The sequence below is a fragment of the Pectobacterium hainanensis genome (genome assembly GCF_046237015.1).
GTDB lineage: Bacteria > Pseudomonadota > Gammaproteobacteria > Enterobacterales > Enterobacteriaceae > JBJYIN01.
The window spans coordinates 114,809-139,620 of sequence record NZ_JBJYIN010000012.1; the positions used below are offsets into that span (position 1 = coordinate 114,809).

At 45.1% G+C, this 24,812-nt stretch carries 18 protein-coding genes, 1 tRNA gene and 1 pseudogene; 9 read left to right on the forward strand and 11 right to left on the reverse strand.

Going from position 1 to position 24,812, the window contains the following annotated elements; translation table 11 throughout:
- Nucleotides 1-47 precede the first annotated feature (47 nt).
- The gene (locus tag ACKPVM_RS13610) at nucleotides 48-1,274 is read right to left on the reverse strand and encodes a Tm-1-like ATP-binding domain-containing protein (RefSeq protein ID WP_409309745.1); all 1,227 of its coding nucleotides are present in this window, start codon (nucleotides 1,272-1,274) and stop codon (nucleotides 48-50) included.
- A 272-nt stretch (nucleotides 1,275-1,546) separates the two neighbouring features.
- Between ACKPVM_RS13610 and ACKPVM_RS13615 the strand changes: the two genes are divergently transcribed.
- Nucleotides 1,547-2,167 carry a TetR/AcrR family transcriptional regulator gene (locus ACKPVM_RS13615; protein WP_409309746.1) on the forward strand — a complete coding sequence of 207 codons (621 nt, stop codon included), beginning with the start codon at nucleotides 1,547-1,549 and terminating at the stop codon, nucleotides 2,165-2,167.
- A 54-nt stretch (nucleotides 2,168-2,221) separates the two neighbouring features.
- Here ACKPVM_RS13615 and ACKPVM_RS13620 read toward each other — a convergent pair whose 3' ends face one another.
- Entirely contained in the window at nucleotides 2,222-4,378 is a 2,157-nt protein-coding gene (locus tag ACKPVM_RS13620) for an ornithine decarboxylase (RefSeq protein ID WP_409309748.1), read from the reverse strand.
- A 652-nt stretch (nucleotides 4,379-5,030) separates the two neighbouring features.
- Between ACKPVM_RS13620 and ACKPVM_RS13625 the strand changes: the two genes are divergently transcribed.
- Together ACKPVM_RS13625 and ACKPVM_RS13630 are read left to right on the forward strand one after the other, a co-directional pair.
- Nucleotides 5,031-5,106: transfer RNA gene (locus ACKPVM_RS13625), tRNA-Phe, on the forward strand.
- A 151-nt stretch (nucleotides 5,107-5,257) separates the two neighbouring features.
- Nucleotides 5,258-5,439 (forward strand): annotated as a pseudogene (locus ACKPVM_RS13630) (Arm DNA-binding domain-containing protein); the annotation flags it as partial.
- Nucleotides 5,440-5,528: 89 nt separating this feature from the next.
- Here ACKPVM_RS13630 and ACKPVM_RS13635 read toward each other — a convergent pair.
- From ACKPVM_RS13635 to ACKPVM_RS13650, 4 genes are all read right to left on the reverse strand, one after another.
- Nucleotides 5,529-6,698, reverse strand: coding sequence for a MalY/PatB family protein (locus ACKPVM_RS13635; RefSeq protein WP_409309749.1), 1,170 nt, complete (start codon nucleotides 6,696-6,698; stop codon nucleotides 5,529-5,531).
- 47 nt (nucleotides 6,699-6,745) lie between these two features.
- A complete protein-coding gene (gene nhaC / locus ACKPVM_RS13640) occupies nucleotides 6,746-8,200 on the reverse strand; it encodes a Na+/H+ antiporter NhaC (RefSeq protein ID WP_409309751.1) in 1,455 nt (484 codons plus the stop codon).
- Between the two features lie 269 nt (nucleotides 8,201-8,469).
- Nucleotides 8,470-9,399, reverse strand: coding sequence for a transcriptional regulator MelR (gene melR, locus ACKPVM_RS13645; protein WP_409309753.1), 930 nt, complete (start codon nucleotides 9,397-9,399; stop codon nucleotides 8,470-8,472).
- A gap of 492 nt (nucleotides 9,400-9,891) precedes the next feature.
- Nucleotides 9,892-10,905, reverse strand: a complete 1,014-nt coding sequence (locus ACKPVM_RS13650) for a LacI family DNA-binding transcriptional regulator (protein WP_409309755.1) — start codon at nucleotides 10,903-10,905, stop codon at nucleotides 9,892-9,894.
- Between the two features lie 122 nt (nucleotides 10,906-11,027).
- Between ACKPVM_RS13650 and ACKPVM_RS13655 the strand changes: the two genes are divergently transcribed.
- Genes ACKPVM_RS13655 through ACKPVM_RS13665 form a run of 3 tightly spaced genes read left to right on the forward strand, consistent with a single transcriptional unit; the run spans nucleotide 11,028 to nucleotide 14,521 of the window.
- Entirely contained in the window at nucleotides 11,028-12,059 is a 1,032-nt protein-coding gene (locus tag ACKPVM_RS13655; RefSeq protein WP_409309757.1) for a Gfo/Idh/MocA family protein, read from the forward strand.
- Nucleotide 12,060: 1 nt separating this feature from the next.
- On the forward strand, nucleotides 12,061-13,158 hold the full coding sequence (locus tag ACKPVM_RS13660) for a Gfo/Idh/MocA family protein (protein WP_409309758.1): 1,098 nt from the start codon (nucleotides 12,061-12,063) through the stop codon (nucleotides 13,156-13,158).
- A complete protein-coding gene (locus tag ACKPVM_RS13665) occupies nucleotides 13,148-14,521 on the forward strand; it encodes an MFS transporter (RefSeq protein WP_409309760.1) in 1,374 nt (457 codons plus the stop codon). Before ACKPVM_RS13660 ends, ACKPVM_RS13665 begins: the two co-directional genes overlap by 11 nt.
- A gap of 327 nt (nucleotides 14,522-14,848) precedes the next feature.
- On the opposite strand, the gene ACKPVM_RS13670 is transcribed toward ACKPVM_RS13665, so the two are convergent.
- Nucleotides 14,849-15,727 (reverse strand): AraC family transcriptional regulator, encoded by an 879-nt coding sequence (locus ACKPVM_RS13670; protein WP_409309762.1) that lies wholly within the window; start codon nucleotides 15,725-15,727, stop codon nucleotides 14,849-14,851.
- 158 nt (nucleotides 15,728-15,885) lie between these two features.
- On the opposite strand from ACKPVM_RS13670, the gene ACKPVM_RS13675 reads away from it, so the two are divergent.
- Nucleotides 15,886-16,641, forward strand: coding sequence for an SDR family NAD(P)-dependent oxidoreductase (locus tag ACKPVM_RS13675; protein ID WP_409309764.1), 756 nt, complete (start codon nucleotides 15,886-15,888; stop codon nucleotides 16,639-16,641).
- A gap of 60 nt (nucleotides 16,642-16,701) precedes the next feature.
- On the opposite strand, the gene glyA is transcribed toward ACKPVM_RS13675, so the two are convergent.
- The gene (gene glyA, locus ACKPVM_RS13680; protein ID WP_409309766.1) at nucleotides 16,702-17,970 is read right to left on the reverse strand and encodes a serine hydroxymethyltransferase; all 1,269 of its coding nucleotides are present in this window, start codon (nucleotides 17,968-17,970) and stop codon (nucleotides 16,702-16,704) included.
- Between the two features lie 275 nt (nucleotides 17,971-18,245).
- Between glyA and pdxR the strand changes: the two genes are divergently transcribed.
- Both pdxR and ACKPVM_RS13690 read left to right on the forward strand, forming a co-directional pair.
- Complete coding sequence (pdxR, locus tag ACKPVM_RS13685; RefSeq protein ID WP_409309768.1) at nucleotides 18,246-19,730, forward strand: MocR-like pyridoxine biosynthesis transcription factor PdxR; 1,485 nt, start codon at nucleotides 18,246-18,248, stop codon at nucleotides 19,728-19,730.
- A 288-nt stretch (nucleotides 19,731-20,018) separates the two neighbouring features.
- A complete protein-coding gene (locus tag ACKPVM_RS13690) occupies nucleotides 20,019-20,207 on the forward strand; it encodes a YjfB family protein (RefSeq protein ID WP_409309769.1) in 189 nt (62 codons plus the stop codon).
- A 56-nt stretch (nucleotides 20,208-20,263) separates the two neighbouring features.
- Here the strand turns inward: ACKPVM_RS13690 and ACKPVM_RS13695 are convergent, their stop codons facing one another.
- From ACKPVM_RS13695 to ACKPVM_RS13705, 3 genes are all read right to left on the reverse strand, one after another.
- Nucleotides 20,264-21,235, reverse strand: coding sequence for a fimbrial protein (locus ACKPVM_RS13695; RefSeq protein WP_409309770.1), 972 nt, complete (start codon nucleotides 21,233-21,235; stop codon nucleotides 20,264-20,266).
- Between the two features lie 102 nt (nucleotides 21,236-21,337).
- On the reverse strand, nucleotides 21,338-22,084 hold the full coding sequence (locus ACKPVM_RS13700) for a fimbria/pilus periplasmic chaperone (protein ID WP_409309798.1): 747 nt from the start codon (nucleotides 22,082-22,084) through the stop codon (nucleotides 21,338-21,340).
- 62 nt (nucleotides 22,085-22,146) lie between these two features.
- The gene (locus ACKPVM_RS13705; RefSeq protein ID WP_409309772.1) at nucleotides 22,147-24,651 is read right to left on the reverse strand and encodes an outer membrane usher protein; all 2,505 of its coding nucleotides are present in this window, start codon (nucleotides 24,649-24,651) and stop codon (nucleotides 22,147-22,149) included.
- Nucleotides 24,652-24,812: the final 161 nt, after the last annotated feature.

Consider the following 24,812-nt stretch of genomic DNA (forward strand, 5'->3'; position numbering starts at 1 on the left):
AAGTGACGATGAGATAGAGCTAACATCCGTTGGCTCTATTTTCTTGGTTATACTCTAAATAATGACCTAAATGTATCAATCGCGGCATGAGCAAATAAAAGATCGTTAATATGAAATGGCAAACGAATAATCTGCCGTTTTTCTGTTTTTTTAACGACACATTCCAATGTCTGAATAAAAGCCTCCCGAGCGTCGGGATACCAAAAAGCCCGGCCCGGTGCATCTAATGCAGAAAAGCCACCTTCTGGGATCAAAAATCGCACTTCACCTTCACAGCGATTGAGCTTCTCGCCGATCCAATGCGCCATAGCGATGTTCTCTGCTACGGAAGTACGCATTAATGTGACCTGAGCATTATGGTTGTAAAACAAGCGATCGGCATACTTTGCCGGTATGCTGGCGGGCACCTTGAAATTCACCATATCCAGTGCGCCACAGGAAGCGACATATGGCACTTTTGTTTGGGCTATGACATCAAAACGCTCCGGGCTACAAGCTAAAACCCCCTCAAATAACAGGTCACACACTTCCGTTGTCGTGAGATCAAGCACACCGGATAACAAACGACTCTCAACCAGTTTCTCCATCGTTCTGCCACCACTTCCGGTCGCGTGAAATACCAGACAATCAAACTCATTTCTCAATGCATGACTAATCGCCTGGACACAGGGCGTAGTGACGCCAAACATTGTCAGACCAATAGCGGGCTTGTCATTATGATTTTCCCGAATACGAAATTTCACCGCGCCAGCAATCTGATGCGCCGCATTACCCAATACCTGACGAGAAATCCGATTTAAACCCGCAATATCCGTCACGGAATACATCATGCTGATATCACTGGCACCGATATAACCGGCAATATCACCTGAAGCCATCGTTGATACCATTAACTTCGGCAAACCGATAGGCAAGGCTTGCATTGCTGGCGTGATTAACGCCGTACCGCCAGACCCACCGAGACCAATAAGTCCGGCAATATCATGACGCGACAAGATAAAACGTTCAAACGCCACCGCCATTGCATTAATTGCCTGCCCTCTGTCACCGCAAAAGACAGCATCAGCTCCCTGAAAATGATAAGCAGCCACCTCGTCGGCACCAATATCAGCCGACCACTCAACCAACGATGTCAAAACTGGCGACATCGTTGAAAGATCTACCGTCACCGTTTTTAAACCGATTGACGAAATTAAATCGCGAATATAATACTGAGCCTCAGCCTTAGTATCGGATGTCGCAGCAATGTAGACACAACCCACTTCCTTTTCCATAGCAATGACTCTCACCAAAGACCAACACAATAAACGGCAGATACCTGCATTGGTTATTACAAATTAAAAATAAATAATTTTTAAACCAGATTGAGACGGTGGAATATAAAGAATATAGCGACTCTTTATCCGAATAACCTCTAAGGCTTCACGGAATATAACGCTTTCTCATTTTTGTTTAAAAAGCTTGAAGTAGCACAATAATGCCGCATTTTGCTATAGTCGACAGAATGATTTTTCTACGCTCAACCTGAAAAAGCGATGAGGCCTATGTGATTGAAAATAATAATAAACTAACATCAACGCGAGCAAAAACCCGCCGTTTGCTCGTTGATACGGCAATGAACATGTTCGATCAGGGGATTTTCCCTTCAATCACTGACGTTGCCAGCGCCGCGCAACTTTCTCGAGCGACAGCATATCGCTATTTTCCCACGCAAAGCGCCTTGGTTTCCGCCGTGGTGGGAGAAAGTCTGGGACCAGTCCTCTCATGGCACCCCACTCAACCAGACGCCAAACAGAGAGTCGCCGAACTGCTAGAGTTTGCCTATCCACGCATGTTTGAACATGAAGGTGCTTTACGCGCCGCATTGCAACTTTCTCTTCAGCAATGGGCTAATCACCGCTCTAATCGCATCATCACGGAGAAATTAGAACGCGGCAACCGTAAACGGCTACTTAAAATCGCGGTGGAACCCTTGACGGGGAAAATTTCCGCCGAAGCACAGCAACGCGTCATTCATGCGCTATCGCTGATTTATGGTTCAGAAGTTTTTTTGGTTTTGAAAGATATTTGGAATTTAGATGAAAACGGTATTCAGGATGTCACGCAGTGGGTCGCCAAAGCCATCTTACGTCAGGCGGAAGAAGACGCGGCAAACCAACAAAAATAATATCGCAGATGTCCGATGACAGGCCCAATGTAAAAAACTGGGCCTGTGTGTTTTTTATTGAGCGATCACATAGCCGTAAAGCCGTTTGCTGCCATCTTCTTCAGTTTGGCTATAAACGCCCTGTAACTCAGGCGAGAATCCTGGAAGCAGGTTAATCCCAGCTTCCAGAGCCAGAAAATAGCGCTGTACCGCTCCGCCCCAGTGTTCACCCGGTACCACGCACAGCACACCCGGCGGATACGGCAATGCCCCCTCTGCCGCAATGCGCCCTTCTGCTTCAGCAATCGGCACCAGTTCGATATTCCCACGCACAAACTCTCTGTTAGCATCCTGCGGCAACATCGCCACAAATGGAAACTCGGTTTTGCGGAACATCGCTTTTTGCAGATCTTTCACGTGGTGTCGGGCATAAAAATCATGCATTTCCTGACACAGTTGACGCAATCGGTAGCCGCGGTAGCGCTCTTTGTATTTCTGATACAGGCTGGGCAGAACTTCACTCAGCGGTGCATCACGAGCGATCAGCGTTTCAAAATGAACCAGCGCATTCACCAGTTCCTGCATTTTTGCGCCATCTTCCGCTGGCGTTAGCAGGAACAGAATCGAGTTCATGTCGCATTTTTCAGGGATGATACCGTGCTCACGCAGATAGTTGGCAAGGATCGTCGCCGGAATACCAAATTCGGTGTAATCGCCACTAATCGCATCAATACCGGGCGTGGTAAGCAACAATTTACAGGGATCGATAAAATACTGATCCTGAGCATACCCATCAAATGCATGCCATTTCTCACCCGGCTCGAAGTTAAAAAAACGAACATCATGTGCAATGACATCCGTATCATGAGCCTGCCAAGGCTGCCCTGCCACCCTAGTCGGAATAAATGGTTTAAATAGTGTACAACGCGATAAAAGTTGTTTACGCGTATCAATACCGAGTTTGACACAATCCAGCCACAGGCGACGTCCACCATTGCCCTCATGCATCTTGGCATTCACATCCAATGCGGCAAACAGGGGATAAAACGGACTGGTGGAAGCATGCAGCATAAATGCATTGTTGAATCGCTTATGATTGCAAAAACGCTTTTGTCCTTTGATGTGCGTATCTTTTTTATGTATCTGAGACGTTTGTGAGAAACCCGCCTGCTGCTTATGCACAGACTGAGTCACAAAGATGCCGGGATCGTTCTCGTTTAACTCCAGCAGCAGCGGCGAACACTGCTCCATCATTGGGATAAACTGTTCGTATCCCACCCACGCAGAGTCAAACAGGATGTAATCACACAGATGCCCAATACTATCCACCACCTGGCGAGCGTTATAGATTGTGCCATCGTAAGTGCCAAGCTGGATCACCGCCAGACGAAAAGGACGTGCTTCATCGGCCCTTTCTGGTGCGACTTCACGCACCAAATGACGTAGATACGCCTCATCAAAACAGTGCGCATCAACCCCACCAATAAAACCAAAAGGATTACGCGCGGTTTCAAGATAAATGGGTGTCGCACCAGCCTGAATTAATGCGCCATGATGATTGGATTTATGGTTGTTGCGGTCAAATAATACGAGGTCACCCTTCGCCAATAACGCGTTCGTCACCACCTTATTTGCAGAGGACGTGCCGTTCAACACGAAATAGGTTTTATCGGCGTTAAAAACACGAGCCGCAAACTTCTGTGCCTTTTTTGCCGCGCCTTCATGGATTAATAAATCACCTAGCTTCACATCAGCATTACAGATATCCGAACGAAAAATATTCTCACCGTAGAAATCCAAAAATTGCCGACCAGCCGGATGCTTACGGAAAAACCGGCCGCCTTGGTGCCCCGGACAAGCAAAGGTCGTATTTTCCATCTCAACATATTTGGTCAGGGTATCAAAAAACGGGGGGAGCAGCGTGTCCTGATAGCCTTGTGCTGCACGTTCCAACGCCTCAGCATGTTCGCCGTTTTCATCTAATAGTAACCACTCACTCTCTGTCGGCAACTCTTCAGACAATGAATTTGAATCATCATTCCTGACAACAAACGCCGGAATAGTGAAGCCCGTATGCTGCAATATTGATAAAATACCGCTACGCGCTTCTTCAATAGATACCACAACGACTGCCACATCGGTGAAGTCAGTCTGACTCAACGCGACAATCTCGCGCGTTGTGATTAAACGGGTGGCAACCGCTGCATTCGCCGCAATCTTTAACTGTTTCATGTAACCAAACCCAAACGGTTAAGGGTAAGAGTACGTGTCTGAAAGACACCGTTCAGGGATAACTATCCCGGTCCATCACAATGTCAATCAATAACGACAAGCGTATGATCCCTACAGGTAAACTGTAGGCCAAGAATGGAAAAACTGGAGCCAGCACCATCCGATAGACATCAGTAAAAGCAGAGTCGCACTCTATTTTTACTCATGCCTAACAGTGAGCGAACGAACGCCTCACCGCATGGTGAAAAGGAAGGAAGATAGACGAAAAAATGTACAACCAGAACAGCTAAAACGAGCAACGCACCATGACATCATCGGCAGTCTGGTACAAAAACCTTGCACCATGAACAGTGAATCCGACATATCAGCAGCCCTCTTTAGCCACAGGTGAATGAAGAACCAAAATAAACCGTGAGTTAAAACCGCGCAATATTGGCATTCTTTTTTATCAAATTCAATTAGTGGGAAATGACCTTTTACAACAGAGCTACTCCCCCCTAATCGTAATCCCATAATGCTCGTAAAAACTAACCATTCCGATGGAAAAAAAGATCAACAAAATGGCATTTTGCCTGAAAATAAAGCAAGCTCTCTGGTTTGTGACAGAAACCCGTTGACGGCATACGGCCAATACGGTTAAATGCAGCCCGTTGCCCGGATAGCTCAGTCGGTAGAGCAGAGGATTGAAAATCCTCGTGTCCTTGGTTCGATCCCGAGTCCGGGCACCATATTTTTGTTTTGGGACGTTCCTATACGTCCGGGAACATAGAAAAATCAGTGAGTTGATGAAAATCTGGAGTACCTCAAGGTACTACCAGATTTTTTGACATCCGTAGTTTTTGGGGGCCTGTCGGTTCGATAAACTACGGAGCCCCCGCAATGCCTCTGACTGATACCGCCATCCGCAACGCCAAGCCGCTCGATAAACCTTACAAACTCAGCGACGCGCAGGGTCTGTACCTGCTAATTAAACCTAACGGTTTCAAGCTCTGGCATCTTTAGACCGCTTCGGCGGAAAGGGGAAAAAGCTGGCATTTAGCGCTTGCCCGACGGTCTCTCTGAACTGAGCTTCACGCCACTAACCATCTATATTTACTAGAATTACACATTTTATTGGCCTCTGTGAATTAGCGCCATTTGTAAATATCCATTAGTGATAAAATTTTAAATAAGCTACTTTAAGCCTTTCCATTGCCTCAACCAATATAGAACGGGGGCATCCGATATTTATCCGCATATGCCCTTCTCCCCCGGCACCATACTGTATCCCTGGAGAAAGCCCTAGCTTTACATCATTGATGAAAAAAGACGCCAGAGCTTCATCACTCAATCCCATCGATTTGGCATTCAAGAAAAGCAAATAGGAGGCACCACCATAGATTACTGAGATTTTGGGACAGTTTTGTTTTATCTCATTTTTGACATATTCGACATTAGCGGATAAATAAACTAGTAGTTGTTGATACCAACTATCGCACTGCGTATAAGCTGAATAGATAGCCGCTTGCTGTAAATAATTCGTTTCAGCAAGGTAGCAATTATCAAGGAAACCATAAAGTTTTTCTCGTAATCTCTTATTCTTGATAATCATTATGCCTCCCTGGACACCAGGAGCATTGAATGCCTTACCGATCGAAGTTAATACAATAGCCTCACTATCCACAATATCATCGATGGCGAAAAAGGGGATATGACATTTTCCTGGTAAAGTCAGATCACAATGAACTTCATCTGACACAATAATAACGCCCTCTTCATGACAATAATGTTTCACCTTAGAGAGCGTCTCCTGATCCCACACCACACCTCCGGGATTATGTGGTGAAACGAATAGAAAAACACTGGACATTTTTAGCTTATTCCTGAAGTCATTCCAGTCAAATTCATAGGTTCCATTTTTCTCGATGAGCTGAGATTGAATTAAATTCCTGCCGCTGCCAGGAATCAAATTCTTATAAGGATCATATATCGGTGTGCAGGTTAAAATATTATCATTCGGTTTGCTCAGTGCCATCACAGATAAAACCACGGATTTTATTACTCCAGGGATAAAGTGTAACCACTCCTCATTAACCTCTGTCCCGAACCGCATCTTATACCAGCCGACAACCGATTCCCTCCAGCCAGGATAATCCATATTGTAGCCCTGTATTAATTGTGAAGAGACAGAAATCAAGCTATCAATAATAGGCGCTGGCGTTTTAAAATCCATATCAGCAATCCATAGCGGTAATATCTCCTCTGTCCCGAACATTTGCTTCATCTGCCCGTACTTACGACAAATCGGATCACGAACCACAACGTCATCAAATAAAAGCATTACGACTCCATTTACAACAAATACATTTGAATAAGAAATAATATAAATTAATGCTCTATCACATGCTCAGGATCGTCATTAGCTTCATAGCGGGAAATACCAATTCCGGTTGCAGCCCATAATAATGCAAAAATAACGCCGCTGTAACATAATATAGCCCATGGAAGGTAATCCAGCGTCGCGACACCCAACATCGTCGCACAATAAACACCAGAAGCGGACCAGGGGATTATCGGTTCAACAACGGTACCCGCATCTTCAGTTGTTCGTGACAGGTTTTTTGTCGCCAACCCTCTTCTTTTGTATTCTTCCTTAAATGCATCGCCACACAATAGCAGTGGTAAAGTACCATTCGCGGTACAAGCACAGATAGTCATTGCAGTCAAAATAGTAGTTAATACTAATCTGAATGTTGATTTAACCCCTTTTGTCAGAGCCTGAATCACAGTATGGAGTGACCCCGTTGCACTCATTGCACCAGCGAAGCTAAATGCACTAAAAACAGTGACAAAGCTGCTAAACATAGAGATTGCGCCACCACGCTCCAACAGACGGGGTAACTCTGAAGAAAGCGCAGACACATCAACGCCATCAGCCATGGTTAACTTAAACCCGCTAACAACAGCCTCTCCAACGGAGGATGACGAAAAAGTCTGAAACACGAGAGCCAAAATCATCGAGACCAGAGTAGACAGAAAGAGCATTGGCACAGGTGGTTTTTTCGTGAGCGACCCGTAAAGAACAATCAGCGGAGGCAAAATGAGAAGGATATTAAAATGATATATTTCCGCAATTGATGTCATTAGAACAGTAATGGAGTCAGGCGTACTACCTGAAGAATCAATATTTAACCCCATGTATGAATAAACAATACAACATAAAATAAACCCCGGTACGGTTGTCCAAAGCAGATGACCAATATGTGAGTATAAATTCACGCCAGCTGCCAGTGCTGCCATATTCGTAGAGTCTGATACCGGAGATAACTTATCACCAAACCAGCATCCCGAAACAATGGCCCCGGCCGCGAGAGGTAACGACACATTAAGTCCAATAGCCACACCGATCATCGCAATGCCGATCGTGCCAATCGATCCCCACGACGTCCCCGTACAGACGGAAATCAAGGCCCCTAAAAAGAATGCGGAAATATAGAAATATTGCGGATTAATGACTTCAAGACCATAGTAAATCATCATTGGTATCGTACCTGACACCATCCATGACCCGATTAAAAAGCCAATACTTGCAACAATTAAAATAACAGGTAATGCTTCTGATATTTTATTACAAATAGATTTTAAGATATCATTCCAGGTATAACCATATGCAATTCCAACAAACGAAGCTGCCGCGGTTCCCATCAGAATCATTGGTTCAGCACGAATATTGAAAACAAAGTATCCAATACTAATAGCACCAAGCATAATGACCATAGGAAACAGCGACCAGAAAAATGAAGGACGCCGTTTTTTTATAGGGTAACAATCTTTTGAATTCATATCCATTCCCAATTAATTACATGCATGACAGACAGGATTCATTTCAATGAATGATGATATACTCGTCATACGTCAAATTGCTTGCGCATTGGCCGAAAAGATTCGTCCCGAACGAGTTTTCCCCTCTCCTGCCGTGCTATCTTAATGCGACTCGAAGTATTTAGAGTGTATCTATAGTAATAGCAATAGTATTTCACTCATTAAACATATTATTTTTACAGCAAATACATTACACACTCTTATTTATTTTTAATTTACATACACCCATATTAAGGCAAATGAAGCCGCCGTTCCTGACTCAATTTCCTGTATTGCTTTGGCGGCATACCGACATGATTTTTAAAGATACAGTAGAAACGACTACTGGAATTAAACCCAGCAAGCATAGCGATATCAAGAATAGTCTTGTCAGTATCACTAAGAAGAGCCCGGACATGGTTAATACGCAACGTAGTAATATACTGTTTTATTGTAAGTTGCATAGCTTTCTGGAAAATACCCATCGCATAATTAGGGTTTAATTTAACATGTTCTGCGATGGTATTTACCGTCATCGGTTTATCACTGTTTGTTGCGATAAATTCCAGCATCTGGCTTACATAAAACTGAGCATGCCGCGATGTCCCGTTTTTATGAGGCTGGGGGGTTTTATGTACGGAAACCGGATGCCAGCCTGAAAGACTAAAGCGTTTTAGCATCAATGCGATCTCATCAATCGCCAACTGGCGGATATGTGTATTATCGCTTTCCAGTTCATGCTGCCAGCGCTGAATCTCAATAATACTAATCTTCTGCACCGCCAGTGACTTTATAACCATCCCATGGGTTACGTGATTAATCAGTTCACGATCCAACGGCCATGACAAAAAGAGGTGCATGGGAAGATTAAATATAGCCATCTGCTTGCAACAACCAGGATTGGTAAGCTGATGAGGGGTGCATGCCCAAAACAGCGCGATGTGTCCCTGATTGATTCGAATCACTTCGTCGTTGATCAGGTATTCCACATCACCATCAAAAGGGATATTAACTTCTATCTGCCCGTGCCAGTGGCTGTATGTCATAGCCAGAGGCGCTCGCAGTTCGATATCCATCTTCTGAGACTCAGAATACAGAGCAAGTGGGCTTCTTGTTTGTTTATCGTAACTACGGCACATATGTGGATCATGCGGTAACCGCGGAATGGTCGTATCTACCATAGCAATGCATCCTGAGTCATTAGGCTGATTAACGCGCTTCATGCCAACGTATGTATAGAGCTTACCCGAAAAGAAACTCCATTTTCTCTACATTTCCAACAATTCATTCCCGGAAAATCATTTTTTCTGATAGAGAAAAACCAATCTGAGTTTTCAGGAAGAATCCATCATTTTCGATAGCACTATCCTGCCGTCTCTCCATCCAAAAACAAAATTTCCTCGCTGAAGCATTCACGCCTCAGAGCAGAAATGCCAGCAGAGAATCTTGGTACAAGAAATTCTATTTAAATCATTACAATCAATAGATTAGAATAGCTTTAAAAATAATTGAGGTTGTTTTCGAAGAGATTTACACGTCATTTTAGAATTGCGACACAAAATTTAGAACGTTCTAAATTTGTGAGTGCTCTTACATTTCAGATCGTTTTTATCCATTACTATGGCTTCATTACCTCTTAATGCTTAGTTCAACTTTTGTGGCATTGCACATAGTTATCTTGAAGACGCGCGGATATTGAGATGAATAGGAACATTGACACATTGCTGTGGATAATCAGGATCTTGCAGACGCTGAAGCAACATATCAGCGGCAATTTCCCCCATTTTATCAAAATCAGCAGCGACAGAGGTGAGATCGGGAAGCCACAACGCAGCCTCGGGGATATCATCATTTCCAGTCACCGCAAAGTTTTTACCTGGCTCGATCCCCATGCGGCGAAGGCCCAGCATGACACCGAATGCAACCAGGTCGTTAGCGCATACGGCGGCCGTTGGCGGTGGAGTCAACGCCAAAGCATGTTTGATCATGTCTATTCCGGCATGACGCGTAAGTTCGCCCTCAATAATATAATCCTGGTTAAATGTTCCATTAAATTCATCGATTGCTTGTTTATAACCTTGAAGGCGTTGATTGCCAACCCACGTCGTTTTGCAACTGCCAATAAACGATATACGTTTGTGCCCACATTCAAGCAAATGTTTTGTCGCCAAATAAATGCCTTTTTTATGATCATAACCAACATAATCAAGCCCGCTTTCATTCAAATTTCGCGAAATCAAAATACAAGGCAGTTTTGCTCTATCAAGTTGCTTTTTGAGTTGGACTGGGTCCGTATTATGTACAGGACAAAGGATCAAACCATCAATTTTGTGTTCTCGAATTTTCTCAATAAATTGAGTTTGGCGTATCGTATCTTCACGAACATCAGACATGAATATCGTCATATCTCGATGGTGGAATGCCTGCTCTACCGACGAAGCGAGTCTTGCAAAGTAAGGGTTAGATAATTCATTAATTGAAAGTGCAATCACGCCACTGCGTTGAGAGCGTAATGAGGACGCACTTCGATCATAGACATAATCCAGATCGGTCATAATCTGACGGACTTTTAAACGCGTTTTGTCTGCAACAAGCGGACTATTACGTAATACAAGGGAAACCGTAGAAACAGAAACACCAGCATGTTTTGCAATATCTTTGATAGTTATATTTTGTTTGCTTTTCATAGGTTAAATAATCCGGCAGAGAATAAACCAAAAAAACTGATTAAACATTCTGCTTTTATCTTCTGTCAGAGACAGTATTAAACAGAATGATAAACATCATTAGATTATACAGGAGAATGATAATGAATAGCTATCCGCAACTACGCTTCGGCGTAATCGGGATTGATCATCGTCACATTTTTGATCAGGTTCAGAGCTTGCTTGATATCGGCGCAGAATGTGCTGGCTATTACCAATGTGGCCCCGCCGTCACAGAGGAGGGATTTACTAAGCGGTTCCCTCAAATTCCACGTACATTGGATAAACGGCAATTATTGGAAGATGAATCAATCCAATTAATCATCAGTGCCGCTATTCCCTGTGACCGTGCAGACATTGCCATTGAAGCGATGCGTCATAATAAAGATGTTATGGTAGATAAGCCCGGCGTAATTAGTTTTGAACAATTAGATAGGGTAATGAAAACTCAGCAAGAAACACAAAGAATTTATTCTGTAAATTTTACTGAGCATTTTGAAGTGCGAGCGGTTTCGACCGCTACAGATCTCATTAAAAAGGGAGAAATTGGTGAGGTACTTCACACACTCGGAGTCGGTCCGCATCGATTAAATATCGCTACACGTCCGGAGTGGTTTTTTAGACCTGAAGCCTATGGTGGCATTCTTGTCGATATTGCATCGCATCAAATAGAGCAGTTTTTACATTTCACCGGTGCTAATGACGCTGAAATTGTTAGCGCTCGTTTCGATAACTTAAATCATCCTCAATATCCTGGATTACAAGATTTTGGCGAAATCGTTCTTCGCCATGGAAAACTGGGAGGATATATCAGGGTAGACTGGTTTACCCCAGACGGATTGGATACCTGGGGAGATGGACGTTTAACAATAATGGGGACGGATGGTTATATCGAGATTCGAAAATATATTGATATCAGTGGTCGCCCAGGGAAAGAACATCTATTCATGGTTAATAACAAAGGGAGTTTTTACTTCGATTGTTCAAAGGCTGATTTACCTTATTACACAGACCTGGCATCGGATATTTTTAATCGTACTGAGACGGCAATGAGCCAGAAGTATTGTTTTAAAGTTTGCGAACTAGCCTTAAAAGCACAACAAGTCGCAATCAGATACGTCAATGTGGAGAAGTAAAATGAATATGTTAAATAAAAGACCAATCGGGTTCGGTTTGGTCGGCGTAGGTATGATTGCAGGATATCATGCGAAAGCGATTCAGGAGGCATCGAAAACACATCCAGCCCGTATCATTGGTGTTTGTGGATTGAATGAAGAAGAAGCCAAAAATTTTGCTCAAAAAAATGATATCTCATTCTATACGAGCCAACTTAGCGATCTTTTAAAACAACCAGATTTAGATGTTGTATGTATTGTTACACCGAGTGGCGCGCATCTTGAGCCGGCTTTAGACGCCATCGCAGCAGGTAAGCATATTATTGTCGAAAAACCATTAGAAATTACTATAGAGCGAATTGATGCAATGCTTGAAGCAGCAAATAAGGCTGGCGTGATTATTTCTGCTATTTTCCAGGCGCGCTTCGGTAACGGAGCTCGTGCAGTAAAGAATGCATTGGATCAAGGACGTTTCGGCAGGCTTTGTTTATGCAGTGCTTACGTCAAATGGCATCGGGATAATCAATATTATCGCGGTTGGAAAGGAACACAAAAGCTAGATGGCGGCGGAGCCGTTATGAATCAGGCGATTCATGCAATAGATTTATTACACTGGTTTGCTGGCATACCCAAACAGCTTTTTGCTTTCAAAACAAAAGCGGTACACACACACATCGAAACAGAAGATACCGCTTGCGCCAGTTTCCTTTTTGAAAATGGTTCACTGGGTATTCTTGAAGCAACAACCGCCGCTTATCCAGGATGGGAACGCCGTATTGAAATATGCGGTGAATTAGGTTCAGTAATCATTGAGGATGACCGTATCGTCCGCTGGGATTTTAAAACCTCCTTTCCAGAAGATATTGAAATCCATCAAATGAATAAAGAGGAATCAAAATCTGGTGCATCGGCGCCAGACCAGATAGGCATAGCAGGTCATACACAACAAATAAAAGAAATGATTGAGGCGATTTTATTAAACAAACCGCTTTCCATTAATGCAGTCGAATCCAGAAATACTGTCGCTATCGTTCAGGGTATTTATCAGTCTGCCAACACCGGTCTTATGGTTATCCCTGATATCCATCCTTTCGCAAAGGGGAATATTAATGAACAATAAAGAACAAACGGCCACTATCCATTCAGATAGTCATTCATTACCTTGGTGGCGCGTATTTAATCGTTATCATTGGCTTGCCTTTACCGTTGCATCGCTCGCCTGGTTGATCGATTGCCTTGATCAACAATTATTTAATTTAGCTCGCGACGGAGCAATGGAACATCTTGTTGGCCCTGCATTAGCGACCGAATATGCGCCTTATACAACGTCAGTTTTCCTCGTTGGCTGGGCTATCGGGGGGTTAATTTTAGGCTCGTTAGGCGATCGTTACGGTCGAGTCCGTATGTTGATGATTGCCGTAATGATGTATGCGGTTTGTACCGGATTTAGTGCATTCTCAACAGGATTTATTGATTTCTGTTTTTATCGTTTTATCACCGGGTTGGGGGTCGGCGGAGTATTTGGGTTAGCCGTTTCTCTGGTCTCAGACTCTGTGCCGGACAGAACAAGAGCGCCAGCGCTGGGAATGTTACAATCGTTATCTTCTCTAGGTAACATTTCTGCTGGATTCATTGGAATGGGTATTGGCTTTCTTGCTATCTATCATTCCATTCCTTTCAATCTTCAGGCTTGGCAAGCCATGTTCCTGGTGGGTGCGTTTCCTGCACTTTGCCTAATTCCCTTCTTTCTGAAAATGAAAGAACCCGAAAAATGGGTAAAAGCACGTGCTGAAGGTGAGCTTAAGGGCATTAAATTTGGATCCTATAAAAATTTACTTTCTCACCCCGTCTGGAAAAAGCATGCATGGTTAGGCTTGATCCTTTGTTCGGCGGGTATTATTGGTCTCTGGGGGATCGGAAACTTTCACCCTAAAATCGTTCGTTCCATTATTGATATCCACTTGGCATCATCTGGTTTAACACCAGAAGCCATTGCAAATGAAAAATCTTATTGGGGTTCTCTTGGTCTATTATTGCAGAACGTGGGTGGGTTCTTTGGCATGCTCACACTCGCAAAAATTGCCCAAGTCAAAGGACGCCGCATCGCATTTGCGATATCATTATTGTTGTCATTTTTAACAACAGTGATGGTCTTTAATTATTTAAGAGATATTAATCAAATATATTGGATGTTGCCATTAATGGGATTTGGTCAATATTCAGTCTTTGGCGTTTATGCTATTTATTTGCCCGAGCTTTTCCCAACAAGTCTTCGCAGCACCGGAACCAGTTTCTGCTATAATTTCGGCAGGCTTTTAGCTGCGACGGCGCCCTTTACCATCGGCATAGTCACAAGGAATCTAGGGGGGAATATTGAGGCATTCCGGATGGGTGGAATCATGGTTAGCTTCGTCCTGCTTATCGGGATTGCGGTATTACCATTCTTACCAGAAACGAAAGATAAACCTTTACCTGAAGAATAACCAAAAGAACCCGCACGTGTTATAAATAAGACCTAAAGGTGCCTTAGGGTATTCTTTTGTCTTTATTATCAGCTAGCGAATAAAAAGAGCGTTCCAAAAGGAATACGTCATCAAACATATCGTACGTTAAAAATATATCATGCTGGTATGGTAGGGCTATGTATCAATTTAAATGAATAAGATGCTAGCCCTACTCCCCCACAGTTAATCAGCCATTCTATTGGTAAGTTATTATTCGTCGCATCGGTGATATTGATATAATTTAACGATTAAACGTTGTTTTATTTTCCTCGATCAACACCGTAACACTGTCTTTTTCTATTCATATCAACGGGTCATTTTTGTTATACGGACATCACGCCCGGGGGGAACATTAAACATACGAGCATATTCACGAGTAAACTGCGAGATACTGACGTAGCCGACGGCATAAGCCGCCTGTGCGATGCCGACCCCATCAGCAAACATCAGTTGTCTGGCATTAATTAAACGGAGTTGTTTCTGAAACTGTAGAGGGGAAAGCGTAGTGATTGCCCGGAAACGCTGGTGGAACACCGACACACTCATACCCGCCGCCTCGGCAAGCTCCTCGACTCTTATCGTCCTCATGAAATCTTTACGCAGGATAGCGACCGCACGGCTGATCCGAGCAGCATGGCTGTCAACTGCGCCAAGAGCGCGGATAGCTTGTCCATGTACACTCTTAAGTAACCAATAATGCAGCTCTCGCAGTAATCCTGCCCCCAAGGCCATCAGCGCCTCATGCTGCCCAAACAATCGCGCCAACCGATAAGCAGCATCCGCCACATCTTCATCAATCGGTTCAATACGTACGCTGGAAGTGAATCGTTGCTCTGCTGGCAGAGAACTTTGTAGCTCCTGCAAGATGGCAATATCAAGTTCCAGTACCAGAGAGTAATAAGGGGCGCTGATACTGGCTTGAGTTATCTGACTAACCGTCGGGACATCGGCGGCGATCAGCATAGCCTCTCCCGGGCCATACTCGAAACGATCAAGACGCGTGATGACACGTTTTCGCCCTTGCAGAAGAATAGCGATCAGCGGTTTAGAGACGGCTGCCTGCAATTCTCCGGGATGCAGAGCACGCACAACAGTCATCCCTGAAACCGGAGTAACAGCCACCCCATTGTGATCAACATTAGCATCAGCATAACGTCGGCAAAGATCGAGCAAAGTGTCGCGCATAGGATCCTTTCAGGCAAATTTTGTACACAGATTATGCCCTAATCCGCGAAAAAATGGGCAAGAGAAAGAGAAACAGGCAAAACATAACCAGGATTAGGCAATACGAGTGAACAGAATCAGCCTATCGTAAAACCACCACAACACAGAAAGGACATGCTATGAGTAAAATCGCCATCATCACTGGTGCCAATCGTGGACTGGGCCGTAACACCGCCCTCGCCATTGCTAATCGCGGTAACGATGTCATCGTCACCTACAGGGGAAACGCAGAACAGGCTGAAGAGGTGGTGACGGAAATCCGCACCTTTGGACGTAAAGCTGTCGCGCTTCCGCTTGACGTGGCACAGACGGCAAGCTTTCCGACATTTGCAAAAGCTCTGCGCATTCAACTGTCAGAAGTCTGGGGACGCAACACATTCGATCATCTGATCAACAACGCCGGTCACGGAGAATTTGCCCTGTTGGCAGATACAACCGAAACGCAGTTTGACGGACTATTTAATGTTCATGTCAAAGGCGTGTTTTTCCTGGTCCAGACACTTCTGCCGTTGATGGCTGACGGCGGCCGCATCATCAATTTCTCGTCCGGTCTGACCCGCGTCTCCTATCCTGGTTTTTCGGCCTATTCGGCGGCAAAAGCCGCGGTGGAAATGCTGAGTGTCTACATGGCACGCGAACTGGGCCCACGTGGTATCACCGTAAACACCGTTGCCCCCGGCGCGATCGAAACCGACTTTGGTGGTGGTTTGGTACGTGACAATGCAGATGTCAATGCACAATTCGCCGCCATGACAGCGCTGGGGCGTGTTGGCATCCCCGATGACATTGGCCCGATGGTTGCCAGCCTCTTGCATGATGATAATCGTTGGGTCACCGCGCAGCGTATTGAGGTATCGGGCGGTCAGACAATCTGACCTGATACAGCGAATAACGTCAAAAACCACCTCCCTATAGAGGTGGCTAAATTCATTAACTCACTGTAAATAGACAGGAAAGCGTCGGCACAGAGAAACCACGTTTTCCCGAATTGATGCCGCCACGGTTTCAAACTGTCCAGACTCAAGAGCATCCAAGATGTCACATAACCAACCCGCCAACTCTTCACACTCAGCAACCTTGAAACCACGAGACGTGACGGCTGGCGTCCCAATACGTAGACCAGAGGTCACGAAAGGAGAACGAGGATCGTTAGGCACGGTGTTTTTATTCGTCGTGATATAAACCTGACTTAAAGCATGATCCGCATCTTTACCCGTGTAAGGTTTTGTCGAGAGATCGATAAGCATCAGGTGGTTATCGGTACCACCGGAAACGATCGGATAACCACGTTGCTGGATGACGGCAGCCATCGCCCTCGCATTAACAACAACCTGTTTTTGATAATGCTTGAATGACGGATGTAGCGCTTCCTTAAAAGCTACCGCTTTTGCCGCAATCACATGCATCAATGGTCCCCCCTGAATACCCGGGAATACCGCTGAATTGAGCTTTTTGTAAAATGCCTCACTTTGGCCTTTCGCCAGAATCAGCCCGCCACGGGGACCGCGTAGCGTTTTATGGGTGGTGCTGGTGACGACATGCGCATGCGGGAGTGGGTTCGGATATTCTCCTGCTGCAACCAAACCCGCAACATGAGCCATATCAACCCACAAGATCGCACCCACTTTATCGGCAATGGAACGCATACGGGCCCAATCTTTATAGCGTGAATAGGCAGAAAATCCGCCTATCAAGATTTTTGGCTTCGTTTCTAACGCGATTTGCTCCATTTTTTCATAATCAATCATCCCAGTTTCAGGATCGAGACCATATGGAACAATGTTGTAGTGCCGTCCCGAAAAATTAGCAGGGTTGCCGTGGGTTAAATGACCACCTTGAGCCAAATTCATCCCCATTACCGTATCACCTGGGTTGGCAAGCGCCAGAAAAATGGCGGCGTTAGCCTGTGCACCGGAATGAGGCTGAACATTGGCATAATCGCAGTCAAACAACAATTTTGCTCGCTCAATCGCCAAAAACTCAGCGACGTCAACATGTTCACAACCGCTGTAGTAACGTTTACCCGGATACCCTTCGGCATACTTATTCGTGAAGACGGAATCCTGAACCGCCATAACTAAACGACTGGCATAATTTTCCGATGCGATTAACTCTATATGATCTTCCTGGCGACATTCTTCATTTTGAATTGCGGTAGCCAATTCAGGATCAAATTCATGAAGGTGGCGTAATTTATCATACATATCAATACTCCTGTAACAGTAGGTAGGTTAAGCATGACGGGCACGTTTCTTTTACTTACGCCAACACGATCAGCTCTTAACCTGATGACAGTGCATTATTTTTAACCCTAAATGGCCTGTTTATCCCTGCCACTTTTTACACATAGTACCATCCAATTTACGTCCGCCTTCACATCATTAAATACGAGCATTGTCCAGCCCCAGCGCGATGCGTACCACTTTCAATATTAAGTGGTATGCTCTTCTGTACTATTTTTCCATCTGGTACATGCCCATTGTTCAAGCATGCTCAACTCGAATCCGTCAAGGCTTGGATAGGTGACCCAACCCATCATGCTCTACCACTCCATGCCCGCATCCAACGCGCAATAAAGCACCTGATCCTTCATGGTGCTCTAACCGTAGGTAAACCATTGCCAGCCTCCCGATCGCTGGCAAAATCACTCGGTGTGTCGCGAGATACCGTGGAGGCCGCATACAATCAACTCCACGCAGAAGGCTTTATTCAACGACGCGTAGGCAGCGGCAGTTTTGTATCAGAACAAGCAAAAATTTCATCAGTACGCCGCAACAACCGGCATATCACACAGCAAAAAGCACCATTGCAGCTCAGCAAACGCGGTGCCGCCATGCATAGAAAAGGGGGCATACGTGAAACATTGGTGCCACGCCCATTCTCCCCTGGCGTACCAGAAACCCGAACATTTCCTCTCGCGACCTGGGAACGCCTGGAACGGCAGGTTCTAAAAGAATATGGCACTCAAATGCTGACACATTGCGATCCACAAGGAATAGCCTCTTTGCGGTGTGCCATTGCGGATTACGTTAATTTAGAACGAGGGGCCTGCGCTACGCCTGAGCGCATACTCATATTGACCAGCTCGCAGCAGGCGCTAGCCTTATGTTCCACTGCGTTATTCGATGTCGGTGAACGGATCTTTATTGAAGATCCCGTGTACTATGGCGCAAAAAAAGCATTTGAAGCAGCAGGGTTGGAATGCGTTCCTATCCCACTAGATGCTCAAGGAATACAGGTCGATAAGCTACGGGATAATACACAACCAGCCAGAGCCGTTTTTCTCACGCCTTCACACCAATTTCCGACTGGGGTGACGCTGACCTTGGAACGCCGTCTGGCAATCATAGAATGGGCTTATCAGCAGCAAGCCTGGATCATTGAAGACGACTATGATAGCGAATTTCACTATGCAGGACGCCCAACCGCTTGTGTTCAGGGTCTGGATACCTATAACAGAACGATTTATATCGGCACCTTCACAAAATCAATGTTTCCCGGTCTCCGCATTGGCTATATGGTGCTACCGCCACAGCTTGTCCCTCCTATGTCGGCAATACGCACGCTGCTAGATGGTCACTCTGCACCTATCCCTCAGTTAACGCTGGCACGTTTCATTGAAGGAGGACACTTTGGCGCTTATGTCCGGACCATGCGAAGGGTTTATGTAGGACGTCGTGACGTACTGGCAAAACTGGTACGAAAATACCTCTCTGATTTTGTCGAACCTAGGGTGCCCGTCGGTGGAATGCAGATGCCATGTGTGCTTATTCGGGATATACCGGAACACCTAGTGATTGAGTCCGCTCGCCGTGCTGATATTGATTTGCTGGGGTTGACAGCGTTGCATGTAACAGCCAATCCCGAAGCAGGTTTTCTCATGGGATTTGCAGCCTATTCGCCGCAGGAAATGGAAGTCGCCGTCAAAAAACTTGCCAATATCTTTCAGACATTGGCATCTTGATCCAGGTTCACAAGGAAGATAACTGAAAATTCAATGCGCTAAATAACGACGAAGTCGGCAAAATCAGGTTAAAACCTCGTTCTACTCTGATTTTCCATCGTGATGACCGAATATCAACAGAGAAGCGTAACGTTTATTTCATTGAGGCCGATACTAATATCACTGATCCAAACTCACCATCGACAGCATGGTGGTCGAGACATTAAAAGTATCAGCACACCTGCAACCTGAAGTATGATGGGTAGCAATATGCCAACCGTTATACCATCTACGATGAGGAGCGTATTAATGGATGTATCACAGATTGCATCACTGGCAACCAGCCTCAGTGACATGCAAACCCGCAATGAAGCCAGCACGCTTGTACTGAAAAAAGCCCTGGATAATCAGGCTTCCGTCGCCGCTAACCTGCTTCAGGCATTGCCACAACTGCCAGCTAACCCGGCAATCGGACGCAACATCAACACGACCGCGTGACCGTTCCCCGCCCACTCTATTTCTATTGGGCGGGTTTTATTTTCTTGAGAAAACGTTTAATCCGCACTCATGACCAAAACGGCATTGCCGGTAAATGGCCCTGAACTCACCGTACCACTGCTATTTTTGACCAACACAAAATCAAATAAGCTATTCCCGATACCATTTTGTAATTCAAGATGAACAGACTGACCGGGAGACACTAAACTATTCCCATGATACATTTGAACCCCAAGATTAGCATTTGACGTTCTTATTGAATTTGCTGAAAATCCTGCCGTATCCGCAGAAAGCGTGATACTGATCGGCATGCTCACCGGATTTTTACATTTGTAGGGAACCTCTACCCGACGTCGGTTATTGCTAGATTCTCCGGAGGAACTTAATTCCCTCTTAGCGACTTGCCCGAAGTCAACATCAATATTCCTGCCACCATTGATCTCGCAACTCCCCGATGTAAAAATCGAATCGTTATCAGCAATAATATTCCAGGTAAAAGACTGTCTATCCTGAGGGCCACCGGTCGTCGTCGCATATTTATGTAGTCTTAATGTAGCAATGGTCTGCCCCTTGGCTATTTTTACCAATTGACCTGGGTTATCTTTCATTTCATAAAAAATGGTCAGAGGAATACTTGTATACGCGTTGCTTCCCCCTTTCGGTAACGTAAAAACGTTCACTTCAGGTAGTGGAAAGCTATAGCGGCCCCCTTTAATATAAGCGCCGGTTTCAAATGCTGAAGATAAAACCGTTGTCGATGAATTAGCTTGCGTAAACATATAGTCGCTATAGGTCGCGGGGCTATCATTTCTACACTCATAGTATTTCCCAATATCAATCAAGACCTGCTCGCCTGTATTAATCGTGCGGCTTAATGGAATGGAAACCGATGAGTTACCACCACTTAACGTTTGCCCGGTTTGCTTATTACGGCATGTATATGCCGAGGCATCAAAGCAAAAAATGAATAATAATGCTGAAGCAATAATGACTGGGTTAGAAAAATTTTTAATACCATGAGAAAACATGCTGTATGCCTCCTTTAGCCATAGGGCAACCCCGTTGCTACCATAGCAATACATTTATTCTTTACGATAAAGGCGAGAACGTGGGCTATTTATCTCTTGTTATTAGCCAGGCTGATTCTCTTTCACCGTACAATTTGCACCATTACAGGTAAAAATTAACTTTGGACGCCCACCAAAATCATTGATGTAGCTGATGACCGGACTATTGCCCAATGCAGCGGCATTGACCTCAAGTGTTTCCGCCCCCCTTGGCGCGATCATAATGGGATTGAAACCATCAATATCCTTTGCATTCACCGATGGCCTTACTGCCGCCAACGTAACATAATAAGGCGTCGGGTTATTCACTCGATACCGATCGCCTACCTTTGTCAGCGTCAGTTTTTTTTGCCATGGATTAGCATAATCGTTTTGGCTAACCTGAATAGCTTTTGGCCGATAAAATAGCTTTACGCGTGTTTGCAATGCAATTTGCAGCGTATTTGATTTGTCACTCTTTGGCGGTATTTCCCGTAAATTAAAATAGAATACGGTTTCTCTATCTTGTGCCAATGAGTTAATCGCTGGAAGAGCCTGAATTTTCACTAAGCTTTTCGCATCAGGCTCTACTCGTTGCAATGGCGGTAATACAACCAGCGGCGATTCAATCTTATTACCACCGACATCTTCGATCCACCCCTGAGCCAAATATGGCAGTTCGCTATTCTGATTTGTAATATTGACACTGATCGATTTATTTTCTCCATCGAAGATAACACGGGTACGATCAAGCGCAATAGCGGCATTAACCTGTTGAGATAGGGTTAATATACTGATAGTCAGGACAGTCATGCCTGTCAGAAGTTTCATTCTTTTCATTTCTGCTCCGTCATTAAAGCTTATCATTGAGTGATATTAAGATTAATCACATGCTAGTTAGCCGAATAGGGGAGGCACGGCAACAATAAATTATTCGTCAGCGGCGGCAATGGTTTAGGAAGACGAATCGTACATTGTACGACGCCCCCCCAACGCACATTCATGGATTCTCCGGCATTGATACCGGTTAGCCAGACACTGCCATTATCATTGACGATCCCCGTCTGATATTGATTCTGGTTGACAACCGTCGCACCAAATGGTGGAGCGCTGCCGTCTTTCAACTTAATCACGGCCATCGCTTTTTCACCGGCTATCACACCAAAACGACGATACCCTACCGCACCTTCCGTGAGCGTCCCCTGCACCACAGAGCGAGTCGCATCGACATTGTCCGCTAATTCGTTGACATCAACCGTCAGGCTGTTGCGATAATAGCTATTCACATCACTAATGACGGCTTTACCGAACATATTCGTGTGACTAACACCACCATAGCCGCGGACAGGTACACCACTAACACCATCGGTATCCACCATCATGCGCGTCCCGCCCATCACATTGGCGCGGTGTAGCGCGGCCCCCTGTCCCGTTGCCGTTATACCGCCCTGCAACCCAAGCCCCACCGAGGTATATTCCCCACTTTGGTGACCAACATTGGCCATCACTTGGGCCATATCACCTTCATAGGTATAGTACCCACTGGCCGCAGAACGTCCATTTGGCCCCAACCCTGCTTTCACGTTATAACTATTATTGTCATCAACGCGATCGTAATAACCCACCATATGTGAATTATTATTTCGGTTATACTGCCCATCGTAGGATAAACTTCCAGTGTTACCCCATGGGATAGTCATACTCAAAAATACGCCATCGTCCCGCATATTGTTATATACATTTCGATATCCGGTAATATTCATACTGGCATTACTGATATTTCCGATATCAAAATAACGTGATAGTGATAAGTTATAAGTATTGTTCGAAGAATGGTTCCAATAGGTTTGATGACTATAGTTCAAATAAACACTCGTCCGCTGCTCAGGAAATTGTTTGTTGAACGTGATGGTGTATAACTCTTTATTATTATTCAGTTCAAAACCACGGTATCGCATATCAATATATTGAGACATGCTCATAAAGTTTCTTTCAGCAAAACGATATCCGGCAAAGGTCACCTGACTATTATATTCATCAAAACGTTTTGAATAACTCAGACGATAGGACCCACCCGTGACGTTTCCGCGCTGTGGTAAATTCGTTCTGGACTGCGTGGCATCGACGGATACGGCACCAAAGTCCAGTAAATCACGCCCGACCCCAATAGAAAGCGCATTATAATCATCCCCCCCCAAAATAGAACCGCCATACAGAGACCAACCATTATTGATCCCCCAGGAGAATTCACCGGTGGCAAAACCAGGCCCCTGATGATTACGGTTATAATCTGATGGTTTCCCTAATGCCATTTTGTAACGAACCAATCCAGGTCGGGTCAAATACGGTATATTCGCCGTACTCACCTGAAAAGTCCGCGTCGTGCCATCCTGCTCTTGCACCGTCACTTCCAGCGTACCGGACGTTGCAGAGTTCAAATCCTGAATTCGGAACGGCCCCGCCGATACCGTCGTTTCATACAATACCCGTCCCTGCTGTCTGACTGTTACCTTGGCATTGGTACTCGCGACACCTGAAATTTCAGGCGCATAGCCGCGCAAGTTGGGAGGAAGCATATTGTCATCAGAAATCAGGCCCGCGCCCAGATAACGAAAGCTATCAAAAATATTGGAATTCAGATAACTTTCACCAAGCGTGAGTTTGGCACGCAACGAGGCAATGGCCCTATACATATAGTAACGGCTAACATCCCAATCATTGCGAGTACTGTTTGCTTCCCCGGTGGTGTGATCGTAATTCCCCTGCCAGTCAGCACGAAAACGCCAGGGGCCCAGGTTAAATCCCGAGGAGCCATTCCCACTCAATGTCTGGGTGTTTTTCCCTTTCGAAGGGAAAGTACTTTGCGCATTGAAGTTATAATCCAGCAATACCCCGGCAATACCATGATCCCAACGCGATGGCGGGTCCCAGTTATCAGCGACATATTCCAGACTGACTTGAGGTATGTTCACATAGAGCGAACCGGTTCCCAGGTCGCCATAGGTATCCATACCACTGATCGAGTCAATATTCAGACATTGTCCGTCGTTCCACCATGTCACGTCACGCATTGCCGTAGCAGTCAGACCGAACTGTTTAACCAGTTCTGGCGTCAGGCAGGGAACACTCCCTTTCGGATCCCCTTCAGGCGGAAGAAACACAATACTTTGTTCCGGCAACTCATTCTTATTGACTCGCACGACCATCTGATATTGACCGGGCATAAGATAGCCCGCTTTAACAAACTCGCTTAAGTCAATTTTCTCTCGATCCTTAACATCAAGCACATCGGTATTAAATTCAATATCCTTGGCCGCAAACGCCGACGGCTGAACAAGCACAGACAGAGCCACTATTACTGATAGTGGGCTTATTACGAAATGCCGGTATCCCCTCATCGGTAGCCATCCCATTTAAATCGGGTCATAAATGGACGAGCGAGGCGTATTATTTGACTTGTCGGCGTAACCGATATGCCAATATTTTGTTTGCAATGGACAACGGAAACCTGAATTCGCCGGCAACGCACAAAAACAGAACGTTGAATATTCAACATGAC